Genomic DNA, 16,569 nt, shown 5'->3' on the forward strand with positions numbered 1-16,569 from the left:
AGGAGCCGAACCAATTGCATAAATTAATTAAAAGTAGCACTGTTTTCGTTTTGGTTATTTCCATCATTTTATTACTTTCAGGGTGCGGTGCGGGGCAACAATCAGCTTCAAATGGTAGCAGCACGGCCCAGAACAACGAGGTCTCCAGCCAGGATTCTTCGAAAAAGGTTGAAACTGTTGAGCTTACCATATCCGCAGCTGCAAGTTTAACGGATGCGCTCAAAGAAATTCAGCATTCATACGAATCAACCCATACAGGCACCAAATTGAATTTTAACTTCGGCGGCTCTGGTGCGCTGGAAAAACAAATTGAGCAAGGAGCGCCGTCGGATTTGTTCCTGTCCGCTTCGAAGAAAAACTTGAAGTCTCTCGTAGATCAGCAGTTAATAGAGAGTAATAAACAAAAAACATGGCTGACGAATGAATTGGTCGCGGTTATCCCAGCAGATGGGACGATGGACATTGCGAGTGTAACCGATTTAACAAAAAGAGAAGTGAAGAAAGTTGCGATCGGAATTCCTGAAAGTGTTCCTGCAGGCAACTACGCACAGGAAGCGCTGACGAAAGCGAAGCTTTGGGACACGTTACAGAGCAAGCTGGTTCAAGCGAAAGACGTTAGACAAGTGCTGCAATATGTGGAAACTGGGAATGCTGATGTCGGATTTGTATATAAAACAGATGCGTTGACTTCACAAAAGGCAAAAATCGCCTTTGAGGTGGATCCCAAAACCTATTCACCTGTTGAGTATCCAATCGGGATTATCAAAGGTTCAAAGCACATTCAAGAAGCCGAAGACTTTTATGCATACCTACAATCACAAGAATCTCTGAATATTATGGCTAAGTATGGATTTACCATACCGAAGTGAGCATGCAAGATATAGATTGGAATGAATATTGGCCTCCTATCCGCTTATCGTTGCAGGTTGCACTGTTATCCAGCGTTCTAGTGATCATATTAGGATTGCTTGTGGCATGGTCCATGTCACGGTTAGGTTTATTTAAAGGGAAAACGGTTGTTGAAACTGTGCTTATGCTGCCCTTGGTACTCCCACCGACGGTTGTTGGTTTTTTACTACTAATATTACTAGGACGAAAAAGCGGATTCGGACGTTTTGTGGAGCAATCGTTTGGAGAACCTATTATATTCTCGTGGTGGGCTGGGGTTATAGCAGCGGTGGTAGTGGCTTTTCCTCTTGTTTATCGGACACTGAAAATGGGATTGTCTTCTGTTGACCAGGACATGGAAAACGCGGGACGTTCGATGGGTGCAAGTGAATGGCAGGTTTTCCGGTATATCACCTTTCCTTTAATTTTCCCTTCTTTTAAAGCTGCCTTTATACTCGGTTTTGCCCGCGGTCTGGGCGAATTTGGTGCTACGTTGATGATTGCCGGAAATATTCCGGGTAAAACACAAACGATTCCGACGGCCATTTATATTGCGGTGGATTCTGGGCATCTTCCTATGGCCTGGGCGTGGACATGCTCTATCATACTCATTTCTTTTATCATGCTCCTGTTAACGGGCCAAAAGAACAATTAATCTCTTCATATAAGCTTCCCTTTAGCAGAGGGAGGCTTTTTTGTATCTTTCGATAGAACGAGGGATTTCCTGTAGCGCTATAGGACATTCCCTAATGGGAACAGCGATGAATGAATTACATAATGAGAGTAAGCGAATGAACCTTCCCATGGAACTTGCGTTGGGATGATTTATTCTAAAAAGGAGTGTTGGTCATCGATGAAAAAAAAATACAACCTCAACTTTTTTAAACCGATCGAAAGCTATTCGGGAAATTGGTCAATCCTTGAGGAAAAAAATAGAGAATGGGAAAACGTGTACCGACAGCGTTGGTCTCACGACAAAGTGGTTCGGACGACTCACGGAGTGAACTGCACCGGTTCCTGTAGTTGGAAGGTTTTTGTGAAAAACGGCATCATTACCTGGGAAAATCAACAGATCGATTATCCTTCCTGCGGTGTAGATATGCCAGAATTTGAACCGCGAGGATGCCCGCGTGGCGCTACATTTTCCTGGTATGAATACAGTCCGTTACGTGTGAAATACCCTTATATGCGCGGTAAGCTGTTGCGGCTTTGGCAGGCTGCCATCCAGGAACATGCCAATCCGGTGGAAGCATGGGCAAGCATTGTGGAAGATCCGGAGAAAGCCAAGCTCTACAAAGCAGCTCGCGGAAAAGGCGGTCATGTCCGTGTCGCTTGGGACGATGTCCTGCGTCTGATCTCGGCGCAACTCATCTATACCATTCGTAAGTATGGTCCTGACCGGATCGCGGGCTTTACGCCAATACCGGCGATGTCAATGATAAGTTACGCTTCAGGAGCCAGATTCATTTCGCTTCTTGGTGGACAGATGTTGAGTTTCTATGACTGGTATGCCGACCTTCCGCCTTCATCTCCTCAAATTTGGGGTGAGCAGACGGATGTACCGGAATCTTCTGATTGGTACAATGCGGGTTACCTGATCATGTGGGGATCGAATGTACCACTTACCCGGACGCCAGACGCTCATTTTATGACGGAAGTACGTTATAAGGGGACAAAAGTTGTATCAGTGGCTCCCGACTTGGCGGAGAATGTGAAGTTCGCTGACAACTGGCTTGCACCACATCCGGGTACAGATGCTGCTGTAGCCCAGGCTATGACACATGTTATTCTGGATGAGTTTTACAAAGAGCGCCAAGAACCGATGTTCATTAACTATGCCAAACAATATACAGATATGCCGTTTATGATTCTGCTTGATCCGCACGAGGGAGCCTGGAAAGGTGGACGTTTCCTACGGGCGAGTGACCTTGGAGATGCTTCGCAGCATGCGGACTGGAAGCCAGTCATATATGACGAAGCAGCGGGGGAAATGCTGGTTCCGAACGGTACGATGGGACAGCGCTGGGAGCAGGATAAGAAATGGAACCTGATTCTGGAGCGGGAAGACGGAACAAAGGTTGAGCCCGCACTCACTGTGGAAGGTCATGGCGAGCAATGGGAAGAAATCGTATTCCCTTATTTTGATAACGCAGGTAATGGAACGTTCAAACGTGTAATTCCAGTCAAAAAAGTACGCTTGGCAGATGGCTCGGAACGTTACGTAGCAACCGTGTACGATTTGATGATGAGCCAGTACGGTGTCGCACGCAATGACAGCTCTCATAACGCCAAGAATTATTACGACGAAGCTTCGCATTATACCCCTGCCTGGCAGGAGAAGATCACAGGTGTGAAGGCGTCTGTTGTGGTACAGATTGCTCGGGAATTTGCCCAAAATGCTATCGATACCAAAGGGCGCTCCATGATTATTATGGGTGCGGGTATCAACCACTGGTTCAATAGTGACACCATCTATCGGTCCATCTTGAACCTTGTCGTGTTGACGGCTTCCCAAGGTGTAAACGGGGGAGGCTGGGCGCATTATGTGGGTCAAGAAAAGCTCCGCCCAATCGAAGGCTGGTCAACGATTGCCTTTGCAAAAGACTGGCAAGGGGCGGCTCGACAGCAAAATGCTACATCGTTTTTCTACTTTGCAACAGAGCAGTGGCGTTACGAAGAAAGTGGAACAGACACCTTGAAGTCACCGACTGGCGGGGATGTCAGTTACAGACATCCAGCAGACTACAACGTGCTCGCAGCGCGTCTGGGTTGGCTGCCTTCTTATCCACAGTTTAATAAAAATAGTCTGTTGTTCGCCGAAGAGGCAGCGCAATTAGGCAAAAAGTCCAACGAGGAAATCATTAATCATTCTGTGGAAGAGATTAAATCACGTAAGACACGCTTCGCTGTAGAAGATCCTGGGGCAGCCGAGAACTTCCCGCGTTCACTCTTTGTTTGGCGGTCCAATCTGATTTCCAGTTCGGCAAAGGGACAAGAGTATTTCATGAAGCATTTACTCGGAGCATCTGATGCCCTGCTTGCCCGGCCGAACGAGGAGCAGAAACCGGAGGAAATCGTCTGGAGAGAAGATGTAGAAGGAAAGCTTGATCTGATGGTTGCACTTGATTTCCGGATGACGACAACCCCATTGTACGCGGATATCGTGCTTCCGGCGGCAACCTGGTACGAGAAAACGGATTTGTCGTCCACCGATATGCATCCTTTCGTACACCCGTTTAATCCGGCCGTTAATCCACTGTGGGAATCCCGTGCGGACTGGGATATTTACCGCCAGCTTTCCGAAGTCTTTTCTGATATGGCGAAAGAGTACCTGCCAGGTATATATAAAGACCTTGTGACCGCGCCGCTCGCACACGACAGTGTGGGTGAAATTTCACAGCCGATGGGTCTTGTAAAGGATTGGACGAAGGGCGAGATTGAAGCGACCCCGGGTAAAACCATGCCGAATTTCAGCATCATCGAACGTGACTATACTAAAATTCACGATAAATTTATCTCACTCGGTCCGAATTTGACTACTGGGAAAGCAGGTGCGCATGGCGTCAGCTTCTCCGTAGCAGAAGAATATGAGGAAATGAAAAAGTTGAACGGAGTTTATTACGATGAGTCCATTAAAGACGGACTGCCAAAAATCCAGACAGCTCGCCAAGTGGCCAATGCAATTCTTCATCTTTCATCCGCGACTAATGGACGGGTATCGCAAAAGGCTTATGAGCAGGCAGAAGAGCTTCACGGTGTTGAACTTAAAGACATCTCGGCTGATCGGGCAGCGGAAAGAATCACTTTCCAAAGTATCACGGCACAGCCTCGGGAAGTTATACCGACACCAGTATTCACTGGATCGAACAAGAAGGGACGCCGCTATTCACCATTTACAACGAATATTGAACGTCTCGTTCCGTTTCGTACTTTGACGGGAAGACAGCATTTCTATATTGATCATGAGATTTTCCAACAATTTGGAGAATCATTGCCGATCTACAAACCGACGTTGCCACCGATGGTGTTCGGTCCTCGGGATCGGGAAATAAAAGGCGGACAAGATTCACTCGTGCTTCGCTATCTGACACCGCACGGTAAATGGAATATTCACTCCACCTACCAGGATAACCAGCACATGCTTACGCTGTTTCGTGGAGGTCCTACCGTATGGATCAACAATGAAGACGCAGAGGCGCACGATCTTGCTGACAATGACTGGGTAGAGGTATACAACCGTAATGGCGTCGTAACCGCCCGGGCCGTTGTCAGCCATCGGATGCCAAGAGGGACTATGTTCATGTACCATGCTCAGGATAAGCACATTCAAGTGCCAGGCTCTGAAATCACGGATACACGCGGCGGTAGTCATAACGCACCAACAAGAATTCATCTCAAACCAACCCAGATGGTCGGTGGATATGCTCAGCTTAGTTATGGATTCAACTATTATGGTCCAATCGGCAACCAGCGTGATGTGTACGTTGCGGTACGTAAAATGAAGGAGGTTAACTGGCTTGAAGATTAAAGCTCAAATTGCCATGGTCATGAACCTGGATAAATGTATTGGCTGCCATACGTGCAGCGTGACATGTAAAACAACCTGGACGAACCGCAAAGGTGCGGAATATATGTGGTTTAACAATGTGGAAACCAAACCCGGTATCGGTTATCCGAAGCGCTGGGAAGACCAGGAATTGTATAAAGGCGGCTGGCAGCTCCGCAAAGGGAAATTGGAACTGAAGTCAGGCAACAAGCTGTCCAAAATAGCACTGGGTAAGATTTTTTACAATCCAGATATGCCGGAAATGAAAGATTATTATGAGCCCTGGACTTACAATTACGAACAACTGACCAACGCTGGTGAACAGAAGCATTCACCTGTGGCACGCGCGCACTCTGCGGTAACGGGTGAAAAAATGGATTTGGAGTGGGGTCCAAACTGGGAAGATGACCTGGCGGGTGCGCATGTAACCGGTCCGCTTGATCCAAATATTCAGAAAATCGAAGAAGAGATTAAATTTAACTTTGAGAAGTCGTTCATGGTTTATCTCCCACGGCTTTGCGAACATTGTTTAAATCCGAGCTGTGTCGCGTCCTGTCCTTCAGGTGCTATGTACAAACGGGACGAGGACGGAATTGTGCTCGTGGATCAGGAAGCATGTCGCGGCTGGCGGTATTGCATGACGGGCTGCCCATACAAAAAAGTGTACTTTAACTGGCAGACGAACAAAGCGGAAAAATGTACCTTCTGTTTCCCACGTGTGGAAGCAGGCCTGCCGACAGTCTGCTCCGAGACATGTACAGGACGAATTCGCTACCTCGGTGTTATGCTGTATGACGCGGATCGGGTGCTTGAGGCCGCTTCTACGCAGGACGAGAAAGAGCTTTATAAGGCGCAGTGTGACCTGTTCATGGATCCTAGTGATCCGGCAGTGATCGCTCAAGCGAGAAAAGACGGCATCTCGGAGGACTGGATTGAAGCAGCGCAGAACTCGCCGGTCTACAAGCTTGCCATTGAGCACAAGCTGGCATTCCCGCTTCATCCGGAATATCGCACATTACCTATGGTCTGGTATGTTCCACCACTTAGCCCGATCATGAATTACTTTGAAGGGAAAGACTCGATTGAGAATCCTGATATGATTTTTCCGGCTATCGAAGAAATGCGTACCCCTATTCAGTACCTTGCCAATATGCTGACGGCGGGCGACACCCAAACCGTGAAGGAATCCTTGCAAAGAATGGCTATGATGCGCTCCTATATGCGTGCTCAATCCACAGGACAATCTTTTGATGAAAGCCGTCTTGAGCGCATTGGCATGACACCTCGGCAGACTGAGCAGATGTATCGGCTTCTGGCGATTGCCAAGTATGAGGATCGTTTCGTCATTCCAACGTCGCATAAAGAAGGATATTCGAATCCGTACCGGGCTCAAGGATCTGCGGGTTACGGCGATACCATGGGAAATATGGGTTCAGGATCTGGATGTGACGGCTGTAGTATGGCAAGTTCAATGGGGATGGAAGAGCCTTTGAAAACGGGAAAAGAAATGTATGAAGAAAACTTCTACGGGGGTATTTGGCGTGATTAATGTAGCGAAGCTGTATGAATGCAAGCCATCATTCGGGTTTTTCGCCCAACAACTCATGTACCCGGAAAAGCTGGATTTTCATCCGGCTTTTCTGGAAGCATCGTTTGATCCAAACCATCCGGCATATACGTATGCGAACACCTACTGGTCCCTTATGCAAGAGTTCAGTATGGAAGAGATTCAGGAAATGTATACAGAAACCTTTGATTTTCAAAAAAATTGTGCACTATATATGACTTACTTCAAATTCGAAGATGCAAAAGAACGGGGACAAATGTTGGTCAAGTTAAAGGTGCTATACGAGATGTATGGTCTTGAAATGCCAGATGGTGAGCTGCCAGATTACCTTCCGCTCATGTGTGAATTTCTGTATGCCGCCGAATGGTCGCAAGATCCGAAGACGACAGAAAACTTCCGCATGCCAATCGCGATCCTGGAAGACGGCACATATCATTTACTTAAAGCGCTGGAGAAAATGGAAAGCCCGTATTTTCATCTGGTCAAGGGACTGCGCGAAACGCTTAAAGCATGCGTAGAACAGGAGGCAGCTGCGCAATGATGATGCTAGAGCAGTTTTTATGGGTTATTTTCCCTTATATGTGTGTGGTCGTCTTTATTGTAGGGCATATTTTCCGCTACAGAAATGATCAGTTCAATTGGACAGCGAAATCAAGTGAGTTTATTGAAAAGAAACAATTGATGATCGGAAGTCTCTTATTCCACCTGGGTATTATCCCGGTTATTATGGGTCATGTATCCGGTCTGGGCATACCCAAAACCTGGATGCATGCACTGGGTGTAAACGATCATCTATATCATATTGGAGCAGTTTATATTGGTGGAATATTTGGAGCGATGACGTTCCTCGGTATGTTGATTCTTACCTCTCGTCGATTTACAATACGCAATGTGCGCCATTTAAGTACGGCGTCTGATTTGATAGTAAACGTATTGCTTTTGGCCATTGTATGCATGGGGATGTTTGCGACTCTCGTAACGAATGCGGTACAGCCAGAATTCGATTATCGAGAGACGATCTCAATCTGGTTCCGCGGTTTATTCGTATTCCGTGTCGACCCGACACTGATGAGAGACGTACCGATGTCCTTCAAGCTTCATATTCTTATGGCCTTTGCGATTTTTGCATTCTGGCCGTTTACCCGGCTTGTACATGTGTGGAGTGTTCCGTTGAATTATGTGCGCAGAAGTTATATCCTTTACAGAAGACATAAATCGAATTAGGAAAGCGGGCTCTGCCTTCTTTCCTAATTCTATTAGGAGAGAGCGATGAATAATAGGATGGATTATCAAAGGGAGCTTGAGCGAATACGCGAACATTTCGGTTATGATTTCATGGCGCTTGCTCTGGTTGAACCGGCCGAATATCAATACGTAATTAAATGGAAAAATGCAGCCGGTAATTTAAATGATCGCTTTAAGCGAATTGTACTGCAATCCGGAAAGGGCATAGCAGGAGTCGTGTTCAAAACTGGGAAATCCGTTTTCATTCCATCTGTTCATCAATATGTGGGGGCAGACAACCTGTTTAACTACCCGATCGTTCAATCCGAGAAACTCAAGAGTCTCGGGGCTGTTCCCCTATGGAATGATGCTCGCGTCGCGGGCGTACTGCTTGGTGGATTTCGGGAAGAACTGCTGATGACCGCAGCCATGATGCGTGATTTGGAAGCTTTGGCGCATAGGGGATTTGGAGAGTTGAACGGGAAGGAAGTGATGTAATTGACATTATCTGTAGGGACTGGCTCTTTGAATGCGCTAATGGTGAAGTTGTTTGAGAACAGTACAGAAGCCATTTTCTTTTTTGATGGGCAAGGGAACACCCTAGCTATGAACCCGGCAGCGGAGGAGATTGTGAGCGATGACGTCCTCATTCAACTCTATGAAGGGAAGGAAAAAGCTTTGTGTGGAACATGCAGGGGCTATACAAGCGAAACGGAGCCCCGTACCTGCCTTGATTGTTATTTCAATATGCCAGAATCCAAGGATTTCGCTTCTTTTCAGGTATATCTGGAAACAAAGAGCAACGGAATGATCCCCTATGCCGCTTCTTTTCACACCATTGATTCTGAACATGGAACAAGGGTGTTGATGTTGAGGGACTTGACTCCGCAATTTCAGACGCAGGAAAAATTGTATCAAAACAAAATGATGAAGCATGTCATTGAAGCGCAGGAAAATGAGCGTAAACGGCTTTCCAGGGAACTGCACGACAGCGTCGCCCAGGAATTGATGAGTGCGGTTGTTGAGCTGCGGGTGTTAAAATACATGACGAATGATGAACAGCTCATCAAAAACATGAAGCAGACTGAAGCATCCATGACGCGATTGCTGGATGATATCCGCAACCTGTCTGTGGAACTACGCCCCGCCACACTTGATGATTTTGGGCTTGAAGCGGCATTTCGTTCCCACTTTAAGAGGGTTGAACAAAGCTTTGGTCTTGTCGTTGAATTTGTGTCGGATCTTCCCCAAAAGCGATACGGAAGTGAAAAGGAAACGGTCATTTACCGTGTCTGCCAAGAGGCTGTTCTCAATGCCTTAAAATATGCCCAGGTAGACATGGTTAAAGTTTCTTTGACTGAGCACGATCATACGCTTCGTTTGACTGTAGAGGACGATGGAATTGGCTTTGAAAAGGGGAGCCAGCCTATTGGAACGGGATTAGGTTTATATGGCATGCAGGAGCGAGCAGAGCTGGTAGGCGGAAGTTTTGGCGTCCTATCAAATGTGGGTCAGGGAACCAAAGTCTTTTTGCAAATTCCGATTGGCCAAGAGGAGGAATAGAGACTTGATCAAAATTGTGTTAGCGGATGACCATGCTATTGTACGAAGCGGATTTTCCATGATTTTGAACTTCCAATCGGATATGGAGGTTGTCGGAACGGCTGCGGATGGCATTGAAGCGTATACGATGGTAGCTAAATATCGTCCGGATATTCTAATCATGGACCTCAGCATGCCCCCAGGCGAAAGTGGATTGATCGCCACAGGCAAGATTAAAGAAGACCACCCTGATACTAAAATTCTGATTTTGACCATGCATGACGATGAAGAATATCTTTTTCATATTTTAAAGAATGGTGCTTCAGGATACGTTTTGAAAAATGCTCCAGATGAGGAGCTATTACTTGCCATACGAACCATTCATGGGGGTGGGACTTATATCCATCCTAAAATGGCTACTTCTCTCGTTCGTGAGTTCATCAAAAAAGATACAACGTCACAATCAGAAGATCCTTATGAGATCCTGTCCAAGCGGGAACTGGAGATTCTGCCTCTGGTCGCAAAAGGTTACGGTAACAAGGAAGTTGCGGAAAAGCTGTTCATCTCTGTCAAGACGGTGGAAGCAAATAAAGCGAAGATCATGGAAAAATTGAATTTAAGAAGCCGGCCTGAACTGGTCCAATATGCATTAAAGAAAAAAATGCTGGATTTTTAGCCGATGAATGGAGGAAATCCGCGTGCTGGAAAATGAGAAACTGCGCTTTTCCAAACCTGCCATGCGTATTCTTGAAAATGAGCATCGATATCTAACATATCTGATGGATGAATGGCATGCCATTGTATTGTGGTTTGAGCAGCACAGAATACTAGATTTGGAAGAAGGCCGCAAGCAACTGGAAAAACTGAGAATGCAGATTCTCGACTTTAGGGTACCCCTCAAGAAACATACCGAAAAGGAAGAAGAACACTTCTTTTCTATGCTAGGAACCTACATTGGTTTTGAGCAGGGACCGCTCGTCGGTATACAGGAGGAGCACCGTGAAATAGAGGGCTATATCGATCATTTTCTTCATCAGACGGAGGGCGATTTGAGTTTGCTCACGCTTGATGACATTCAAGAGGCAGCCAAGAACGCGGGAGAGGCCTTTGAAGTGCTGACTGTACATTTTATAAAAGAAGAAACTGTACTTTTTCCTATGGCAGAGCAACAGATCAATCGGAATGATCTAACCAAGTTATGTGACAAATTAAATACACTTATCTCTTAAAAAGACCAAGCCGCTTCCTATAGAAGCGGCTTTTTTATATTTTCAGGGAGTCCCCTGTCGGGTAAAGGGGAGTCCCCTATATTCGAACAGATCGGCTAGCGGCTACAATGGGGACAGAAATTCAATTTAATAATTCGACAGAAAAAACGTTGAAAAGGTGAGTTAAATGATTAGAAAAATGCAGTTACCGTTACAAACATTGAACTTGATTCTTGGATTCATGGTATGGGTTATCATTTCTTCGCTTATGCCGTTCATTACGGAGGATATTGCTATTCCGCCCGGAAAATTGGCCATGGTCACGGCGATTCCGGTCGTGCTTGGTTCGATTCTGCGCATCCCGCTTGGTTATTATGCCAACATCTTCGGAGCAAGAATCGTTTTTCTCGTTAGCTTTATTTTGCTTTTGTTTCCCGTCTACTATATCAGTGAAGCTTCTACGATGACGGATTTAATTATTGGTGGCTTGTTCCTTGGGATTGGAGGAGCTGTGTTCTCGGTTGGGGTGACTTCGCTGCCGAAGTATTATCCAAAGGAAAAGCATGGGTTTGTAAATGGGATGTATGGTATAGGAAACTTGGGAACAGCCGTCACTACCTTCTCGGCCCCTATTGTGGCTACCCAAATCGGCTGGGCCCCTACAGTGAAGCTGTATCTCATTCTGCTGCTTGTTTTTATCGTTTTGAATTTCTTCTTTGGGGATCGTCATGAAGCTAAAGTGAAGACGCCCATTATGGAGCAGATCAAAGGGGTTTATAAAAATGAGAAGCTTTGGTTTTTCTCGCTCTTTTATTTTATTACATTTGGCTCATTTGTAGCGTTCACGGTGTACTTGCCGAATTTCCTGGTATCAAATTTTGAACTAACCAAAGTGGATGCAGGGATGCGTACAGCAGGCTTTATTGCGATTGCTACTTTCTTCCGCCCTATCGGTGGCTGGCTGGCGGATCGGTTTCAGCCTCTGTTCCTGCTGGTAGGCACGTTCTCTGTTTATACGGTCGCTGCGATTCTTTTGGCTTTTTCACCAGGGATCACCCTTTATACAGTAGGCTGCTTGGCGATCGCTGTATGTGCTGGAGTAGGGAATGGCGTCATCTTCAAGCTAGTTCCATTTTATTTTAATAAACAAGCAGGTATAGTTAACGGAATTGTATCCATGATGGGCGGTCTCGGTGGCTTTTTCCCTCCGATCTTGTTGTCGACGATTCATGCCGCTACTGGCCATTACTCCATTGGATTCATGCTGCTCTCCCAAGTGGCGCTGGCTAGCCTGATCCTCGTCATATGGCTGTATTATCAAGGGACACAATCTAATGAATGAGCGTTATTCCAGACAGATCTTATTTAGACCCATTGGTGGCGAAGGGCAGCGTAATCTATCCGCTGCTGTCGTCACCATTATCGGTTGCGGGGCACTGGGTTCTGCCATCGCCGAAACACTGGTAAGAGCGGGCGTTGGGGAGCTCCATCTTGTTGACAGGGATTACGTAGAGATGTCGAATCTGCAACGTCAGCAGCTGTTCACGGAGCAGGACGCCGCGGAAATGCAGCCCAAGGTTATGGCAGCCGAAAAAAGGCTGAAAGCCATACGAGAAGACGTGCGCTTGCACACATATCTCGATAATTTAGATGCTGAGCTTGTTCTAGAACTTGCCAGCAAGAGTATATTACTGATGGATGCTACGGACAATTTCGAAACTCGTCTGCTGATCAACGATGCTGCACTGAAGGCAGGAATTCCATGGATTTATGGAGCCTGTGTTGGAAGCACAGGCGTTGTTTTTCCATTCGTGCCGGGCGAGTCAGCTTGTTTACGCTGCCTTCTGCCATCGCTGCCTGCGATCAATCAGACCTGCGATACGGCTGGAATCATCTCACCCGCAGTCCAGGTGACAGCCGCCCTCCAATGTGCAGAAGCCATGAAGTGGCTGAGCGGCGGACGTGATAAGATGCGTCGCAAGGTTCATCTATTTGATTTATGGGAGAACACGCAGATGGACATAGGGATTTCCCGCATCCGTAACCAAGATTGTCCAACCTGTGGAGAACATCCTACGTTTCCTGCACTGACAGCATCACGTCGCTCGGCGTATGCTGCTCTGTGCGGACGGAACGTTGTACAGGTTCTTCCAGACCCACAACGTCCGATCACGCTCGATGATGCAGAAAAAATGGGCAGGCTTATAGCAGATCGTGTAAAAAGAACCCCTTATTTCGTTGAATTTTATGCTTTTAAGCATCGAATGATTTTATTCAAAAACGGAAGGCTTCTCATACACGGTGTACGGAGTGTTGCCAACGGTCAAAAACTATATCATCAGCTGTTCGGTTAAATGAGATATAGATACAAAAAGCAGAAATATTTAAAAGAGTCTGTCACCGGAGAGTGGATTGTCCGGGGCTGGAAGGTGGAAAAGATGAGTGTATTTGAAATCGTGACGGAGCCCATTATCCCGCAGGCTTATGCGGATTATGTCCTAAGGCCGGAAGCAGGAGCGGTGACTATTTTTACAGGGCACGTACGAGAATGGACTCAAGGCGTACGGACCTTATACCTTGCTTATGAGGCCTATGTCCCCATGGCCCAAAAAAAACTCACAGAGATTGGTCGCGAAATCGAACAGAAATGGGAAGGGACGCGAGTGGCAATCGCGCACCGCATTGGCGAGCTTCAAATCGGTGATATCGCCGTTGTCATTGCCGTTTCTTCACCTCACCGTTCGGATGCGTATGAGGCAAATGAATATGCGATCGAACGAATTAAAGAAATAGTTCCTATTTGGAAACGAGAGATTTGGGAAGATGGAACGCAGTGGGTCGGAGATCAAAAGAAAAAGCCGGGGGAGATCAGTCATGATTAAGCTGTACTACTTTGCGGGACTCCGTGAGGTGACGGGAAAAACAGAAGAATTGGCAGATTTGGCGGGCCAAACGGTAGGCGATTTATCCAATTGGATAACAGATCAATATCCAGATATGCCGATCGAGTCTGTGCGAATTGCGATAAACGAGGAGTATGCGTTGTCTACGGATGTATTACAGGATGGAGACATTGCAGCCTTCATTCCCCCAGTCAGCGGTGGCTAATAATAACGATGCTAAACAACTAGAAAGGAGAGGGCGTATGAATTTTTATCCACTGAAAGACACGTTGCAGCGGCCAATTCGTGACCTGCGTATATCGGTTACGGACCGCTGCAATTTCCGTTGTTCCTATTGCATGCCCAAAGAAATATTCGGTGACGATTACGCCTTTCTTCCTCAAAATGAATGTCTGTCGTTTGAAGAGATACACCGGCTAACGAAGCTCTTTGTATCCCTGGGTGTAAAAAAGATCCGACTCACGGGCGGCGAACCATTAATGCGCAGGAATCTATCCGACCTGGTCTCCCAAATCCTGTCCATTGACGGAGTGGAAGATATCGGCTTGACCACCAATGGTGTGCTGCTAGGACAGCAGGCTAAGCCTCTCTATGACGCGGGGCTACGACGGCTTAATGTCAGTCTGGACGCTCTGGACCCTGAGCTATTTGGGCGATTGAATGGGCGGGGGATTAAGCCTGATTTTATTTTGAAGCAGATCGAATATGCAAGAGAAATCGGCTTTGAAATCAAGGTCAATATGGTCGTTCAAAAAGGCGTTAATGACTCGGAGATTTTGCCGATGGCCGCTTATTTTAAGGAGCAGGGAATAACCCTTCGCTTTATCGAGTTTATGGATGTAGGGAATGACAACGGATGGAGTTTCAAAAAGGTACTAACCAAAAAAGAAATCGTTGAACGGCTTAAGAATGCGTACGAGCTGGAGCCGGTGGATCGGGATTACTTTGGAGAAGTGGCAAAGCGTTATCGTTATAAAGACAGCGACGCACAGATTGGTTTTATTACTTCGGTTTCTGAATCATTTTGTTCGTCTTGTACACGCGCCCGCTTATCGTGCGATGGCAAGTTTTATACATGTTTGTTTGCTTCAGGCGGATTCGATTTACGCCAGATGCTTCGTAATGAAGCGAATGACCAGGAACTACTCGATGTGATTACTTCAGTATGGGAACAACGTACAGACCGGTATTCCGATGAACGTACGGAGCAGACAGCTAACAACAAAAAAAAGATTAACATGTCCTACATTGGCGGCTGACATTTTATACCATGATAGTGTGTTGTATTTGATGTGGTTGCTCCGAAAAAGAAAGCGCAAACATTTTTGTTGGCAAAACTTAAATTCGATGTTATTATGATTTTGGGATTGTTACTGAAAAGGCAAAACCCGAGGCATGGAATTCAATTTCCATGTGTTGGGTTTTGCCTTTTCTTTTTAGAATACAAGCTTTACGATATCCTGCATGATATGAATATCTGGCCCAGCCATAACGCAGAAAGGTGAGTGATATAAAGCCTTACAAGTGCTGAACAACAAAGATGATGACGTCGACCAACGAATCGACATCCGAAAAATGATGTCATGGGACGTGGTTAACCGACTATATCCATTTTCAGAACGGAATATCAGATCGGTTTGGGAGCACTCAAGATCAATGATGGAAAACGTAAGGCTTTGTCTCTTATTATGAATGCGTTTTCATAACACGGAATTGTAAATCAATACATTTGAATTTGATTTACGACGAAGGTTTGATCGGCTATTACCGTCTTGTGACCTATCTGAAATTTCGCCCAGCATCTAAATCCTTTTTTAAATTTGATGGGATAAGGGGGGCAGTTAGATGATCATAACGAAGATCTTTAATAACAACGCCATAATAGCCAAAGATCAAAAAAGAGATGAATTTGTTGTTATGGGTCGTGGTATTGCATTTAAAAAGAGTGCAGGCGAACAAGTAGAAGAGCATCTAATTGAAAAGGTCTTTGTGCTTAAACATAAAGATGCTTCAGAGAAATTTAAGTTATTGTTAGAGGATGTTCCATCAGAATATGTTTCGTTATGCTATGACATCATTGAATATGGAAAAAGCATATTAGAAGTACAATTGAGCGATTATATATATGTTTCGCTTACGGATCATATGAACAATGCATTTAAAATGTTTGATGAAGGGTTTAAAAATGCAAATCCGTTAATTTGGGAGATTAAAAAATTTTATCCCAAAGAATTTGCGGTTGGCTTAAAAGCACTGGAGTTTATTGAAGATGAAATAGGCAAACGATTGTCAGAAGATGAAGCAGGTAATATTGCTCTTCATTTAATCAATGCTCAAGTAAACGGCTCCTGCAACAAGGTAGCAGATGTTGCTCAGCAAACTCAAAAAATACACGACATCTTGAATATTATTAAATACTCTTATAATACCACCATAGATGAACACTCGATCAGTTATGAGCGATTTATTACACATTTAAGATTCTTCTTTCAGCGATTAAATAAAAAAGAAAAAGTAGAACTGGAAGACGATTTTTTATGGAGGCAAGTGAAAGCAAAGTACAAAAAGGCTTATGGCTGCATGCTGAAGATTGAGAAATACTTGGATATGGTATTGTCAGATGAGGAAAAGCTGTATATCACGATTCATATTCAGCGTGTGACCCAAAGACAAAATTGAATAACTCTTGGA

At 45.6% G+C, this 16,569-nt stretch carries 16 protein-coding genes; all 16 read left to right on the forward strand.

Features of this window, described 5'->3' with window-relative positions:
- Nucleotides 1–14 precede the first annotated feature (14 nt).
- The 16 genes from modA to licT all read left to right on the forward strand — a co-directional run bounded on the left by modA (nucleotide 15) and on the right by licT (nucleotide 16,557).
- On the forward strand, nucleotides 15–869 hold the full coding sequence (modA, locus tag G9G53_RS19720) for a molybdate ABC transporter substrate-binding protein (RefSeq protein WP_165149730.1): 855 nt from the start codon (nucleotides 15–17) through the stop codon (nucleotides 867–869).
- The gene (gene modB, locus G9G53_RS19725) at nucleotides 866–1,543 is read left to right on the forward strand and encodes a molybdate ABC transporter permease subunit (RefSeq protein ID WP_165149743.1); all 678 of its coding nucleotides are present in this window, start codon (nucleotides 866–868) and stop codon (nucleotides 1,541–1,543) included. Before modA ends, modB begins: the two co-directional genes overlap by 4 nt.
- 198 nt (nucleotides 1,544–1,741) lie before the next feature.
- On the forward strand, nucleotides 1,742–5,416 hold the full coding sequence (locus tag G9G53_RS19730; protein ID WP_029515515.1) for a nitrate reductase subunit alpha: 3,675 nt from the start codon (nucleotides 1,742–1,744) through the stop codon (nucleotides 5,414–5,416).
- Complete coding sequence (narH, locus tag G9G53_RS19735) at nucleotides 5,406–6,983, forward strand: nitrate reductase subunit beta (RefSeq protein ID WP_028542275.1); 1,578 nt, start codon at nucleotides 5,406–5,408, stop codon at nucleotides 6,981–6,983. Before G9G53_RS19730 ends, narH begins: the two co-directional genes overlap by 11 nt.
- Complete coding sequence (gene narJ / locus G9G53_RS19740; protein ID WP_029515514.1) at nucleotides 6,976–7,542, forward strand: nitrate reductase molybdenum cofactor assembly chaperone; 567 nt, start codon at nucleotides 6,976–6,978, stop codon at nucleotides 7,540–7,542. The genes narH and narJ overlap by 8 nt, the downstream gene beginning before the upstream one ends.
- Nucleotides 7,542–8,225, forward strand: coding sequence for a respiratory nitrate reductase subunit gamma (narI, locus tag G9G53_RS19745; RefSeq protein ID WP_029515513.1), 684 nt, complete (start codon nucleotides 7,542–7,544; stop codon nucleotides 8,223–8,225). Before narJ ends, narI begins: the two co-directional genes overlap by 1 nt.
- Nucleotides 8,226–8,270: 45 nt before the next feature.
- Nucleotides 8,271–8,723, forward strand: a complete 453-nt coding sequence (locus G9G53_RS19750; RefSeq protein WP_029515512.1) for a GAF domain-containing protein — start codon at nucleotides 8,271–8,273, stop codon at nucleotides 8,721–8,723.
- On the forward strand, nucleotides 8,724–9,788 hold the full coding sequence (locus G9G53_RS19755; protein ID WP_029515511.1) for a PAS domain-containing sensor histidine kinase: 1,065 nt from the start codon (nucleotides 8,724–8,726) through the stop codon (nucleotides 9,786–9,788).
- Nucleotides 9,789–9,795: 7 nt separating this feature from the next.
- A complete protein-coding gene (locus tag G9G53_RS19760; RefSeq protein WP_023989699.1) occupies nucleotides 9,796–10,443 on the forward strand; it encodes a response regulator transcription factor in 648 nt (215 codons plus the stop codon).
- A 22-nt stretch (nucleotides 10,444–10,465) separates the two neighbouring features.
- Entirely contained in the window at nucleotides 10,466–10,996 is a 531-nt protein-coding gene (locus tag G9G53_RS19765; protein ID WP_029515510.1) for a hemerythrin domain-containing protein, read from the forward strand.
- A gap of 166 nt (nucleotides 10,997–11,162) precedes the next feature.
- Nucleotides 11,163–12,317 (forward strand): nitrate/nitrite transporter, encoded by a 1,155-nt coding sequence (locus tag G9G53_RS19770; RefSeq protein WP_029515509.1) that lies wholly within the window; start codon nucleotides 11,163–11,165, stop codon nucleotides 12,315–12,317.
- Nucleotides 12,310–13,329 (forward strand): ThiF family adenylyltransferase, encoded by a 1,020-nt coding sequence (locus tag G9G53_RS19775; RefSeq protein WP_029515508.1) that lies wholly within the window; start codon nucleotides 12,310–12,312, stop codon nucleotides 13,327–13,329. Before G9G53_RS19770 ends, G9G53_RS19775 begins: the two co-directional genes overlap by 8 nt.
- Before the next feature lie 84 nt (nucleotides 13,330–13,413).
- Nucleotides 13,414–13,857, forward strand: coding sequence for a molybdenum cofactor biosynthesis protein MoaE (locus tag G9G53_RS19780; protein ID WP_165149745.1), 444 nt, complete (start codon nucleotides 13,414–13,416; stop codon nucleotides 13,855–13,857).
- A complete protein-coding gene (locus G9G53_RS19785; RefSeq protein ID WP_029515506.1) occupies nucleotides 13,850–14,083 on the forward strand; it encodes a MoaD/ThiS family protein in 234 nt (77 codons plus the stop codon). Before G9G53_RS19780 ends, G9G53_RS19785 begins: the two co-directional genes overlap by 8 nt.
- A gap of 37 nt (nucleotides 14,084–14,120) precedes the next feature.
- Nucleotides 14,121–15,137 carry a GTP 3',8-cyclase MoaA gene (gene moaA, locus G9G53_RS19790; RefSeq protein ID WP_165149747.1) on the forward strand — a complete coding sequence of 339 codons (1,017 nt, stop codon included), beginning with the start codon at nucleotides 14,121–14,123 and terminating at the stop codon, nucleotides 15,135–15,137.
- 586 nt (nucleotides 15,138–15,723) lie between these two features.
- Nucleotides 15,724–16,557, forward strand: a complete 834-nt coding sequence (licT, locus tag G9G53_RS19795) for a BglG family transcription antiterminator LicT (protein ID WP_165149749.1) — start codon at nucleotides 15,724–15,726, stop codon at nucleotides 16,555–16,557.
- Nucleotides 16,558–16,569: the final 12 nt, after the last annotated feature.

Origin of the sequence: Paenibacillus sp. EKM206P (assembly GCF_011066155.1) — a bacterium.
Taxonomy (GTDB): Bacteria; Bacillota; Bacilli; order Paenibacillales; family Paenibacillaceae; genus Paenibacillus; species Paenibacillus polymyxa_D.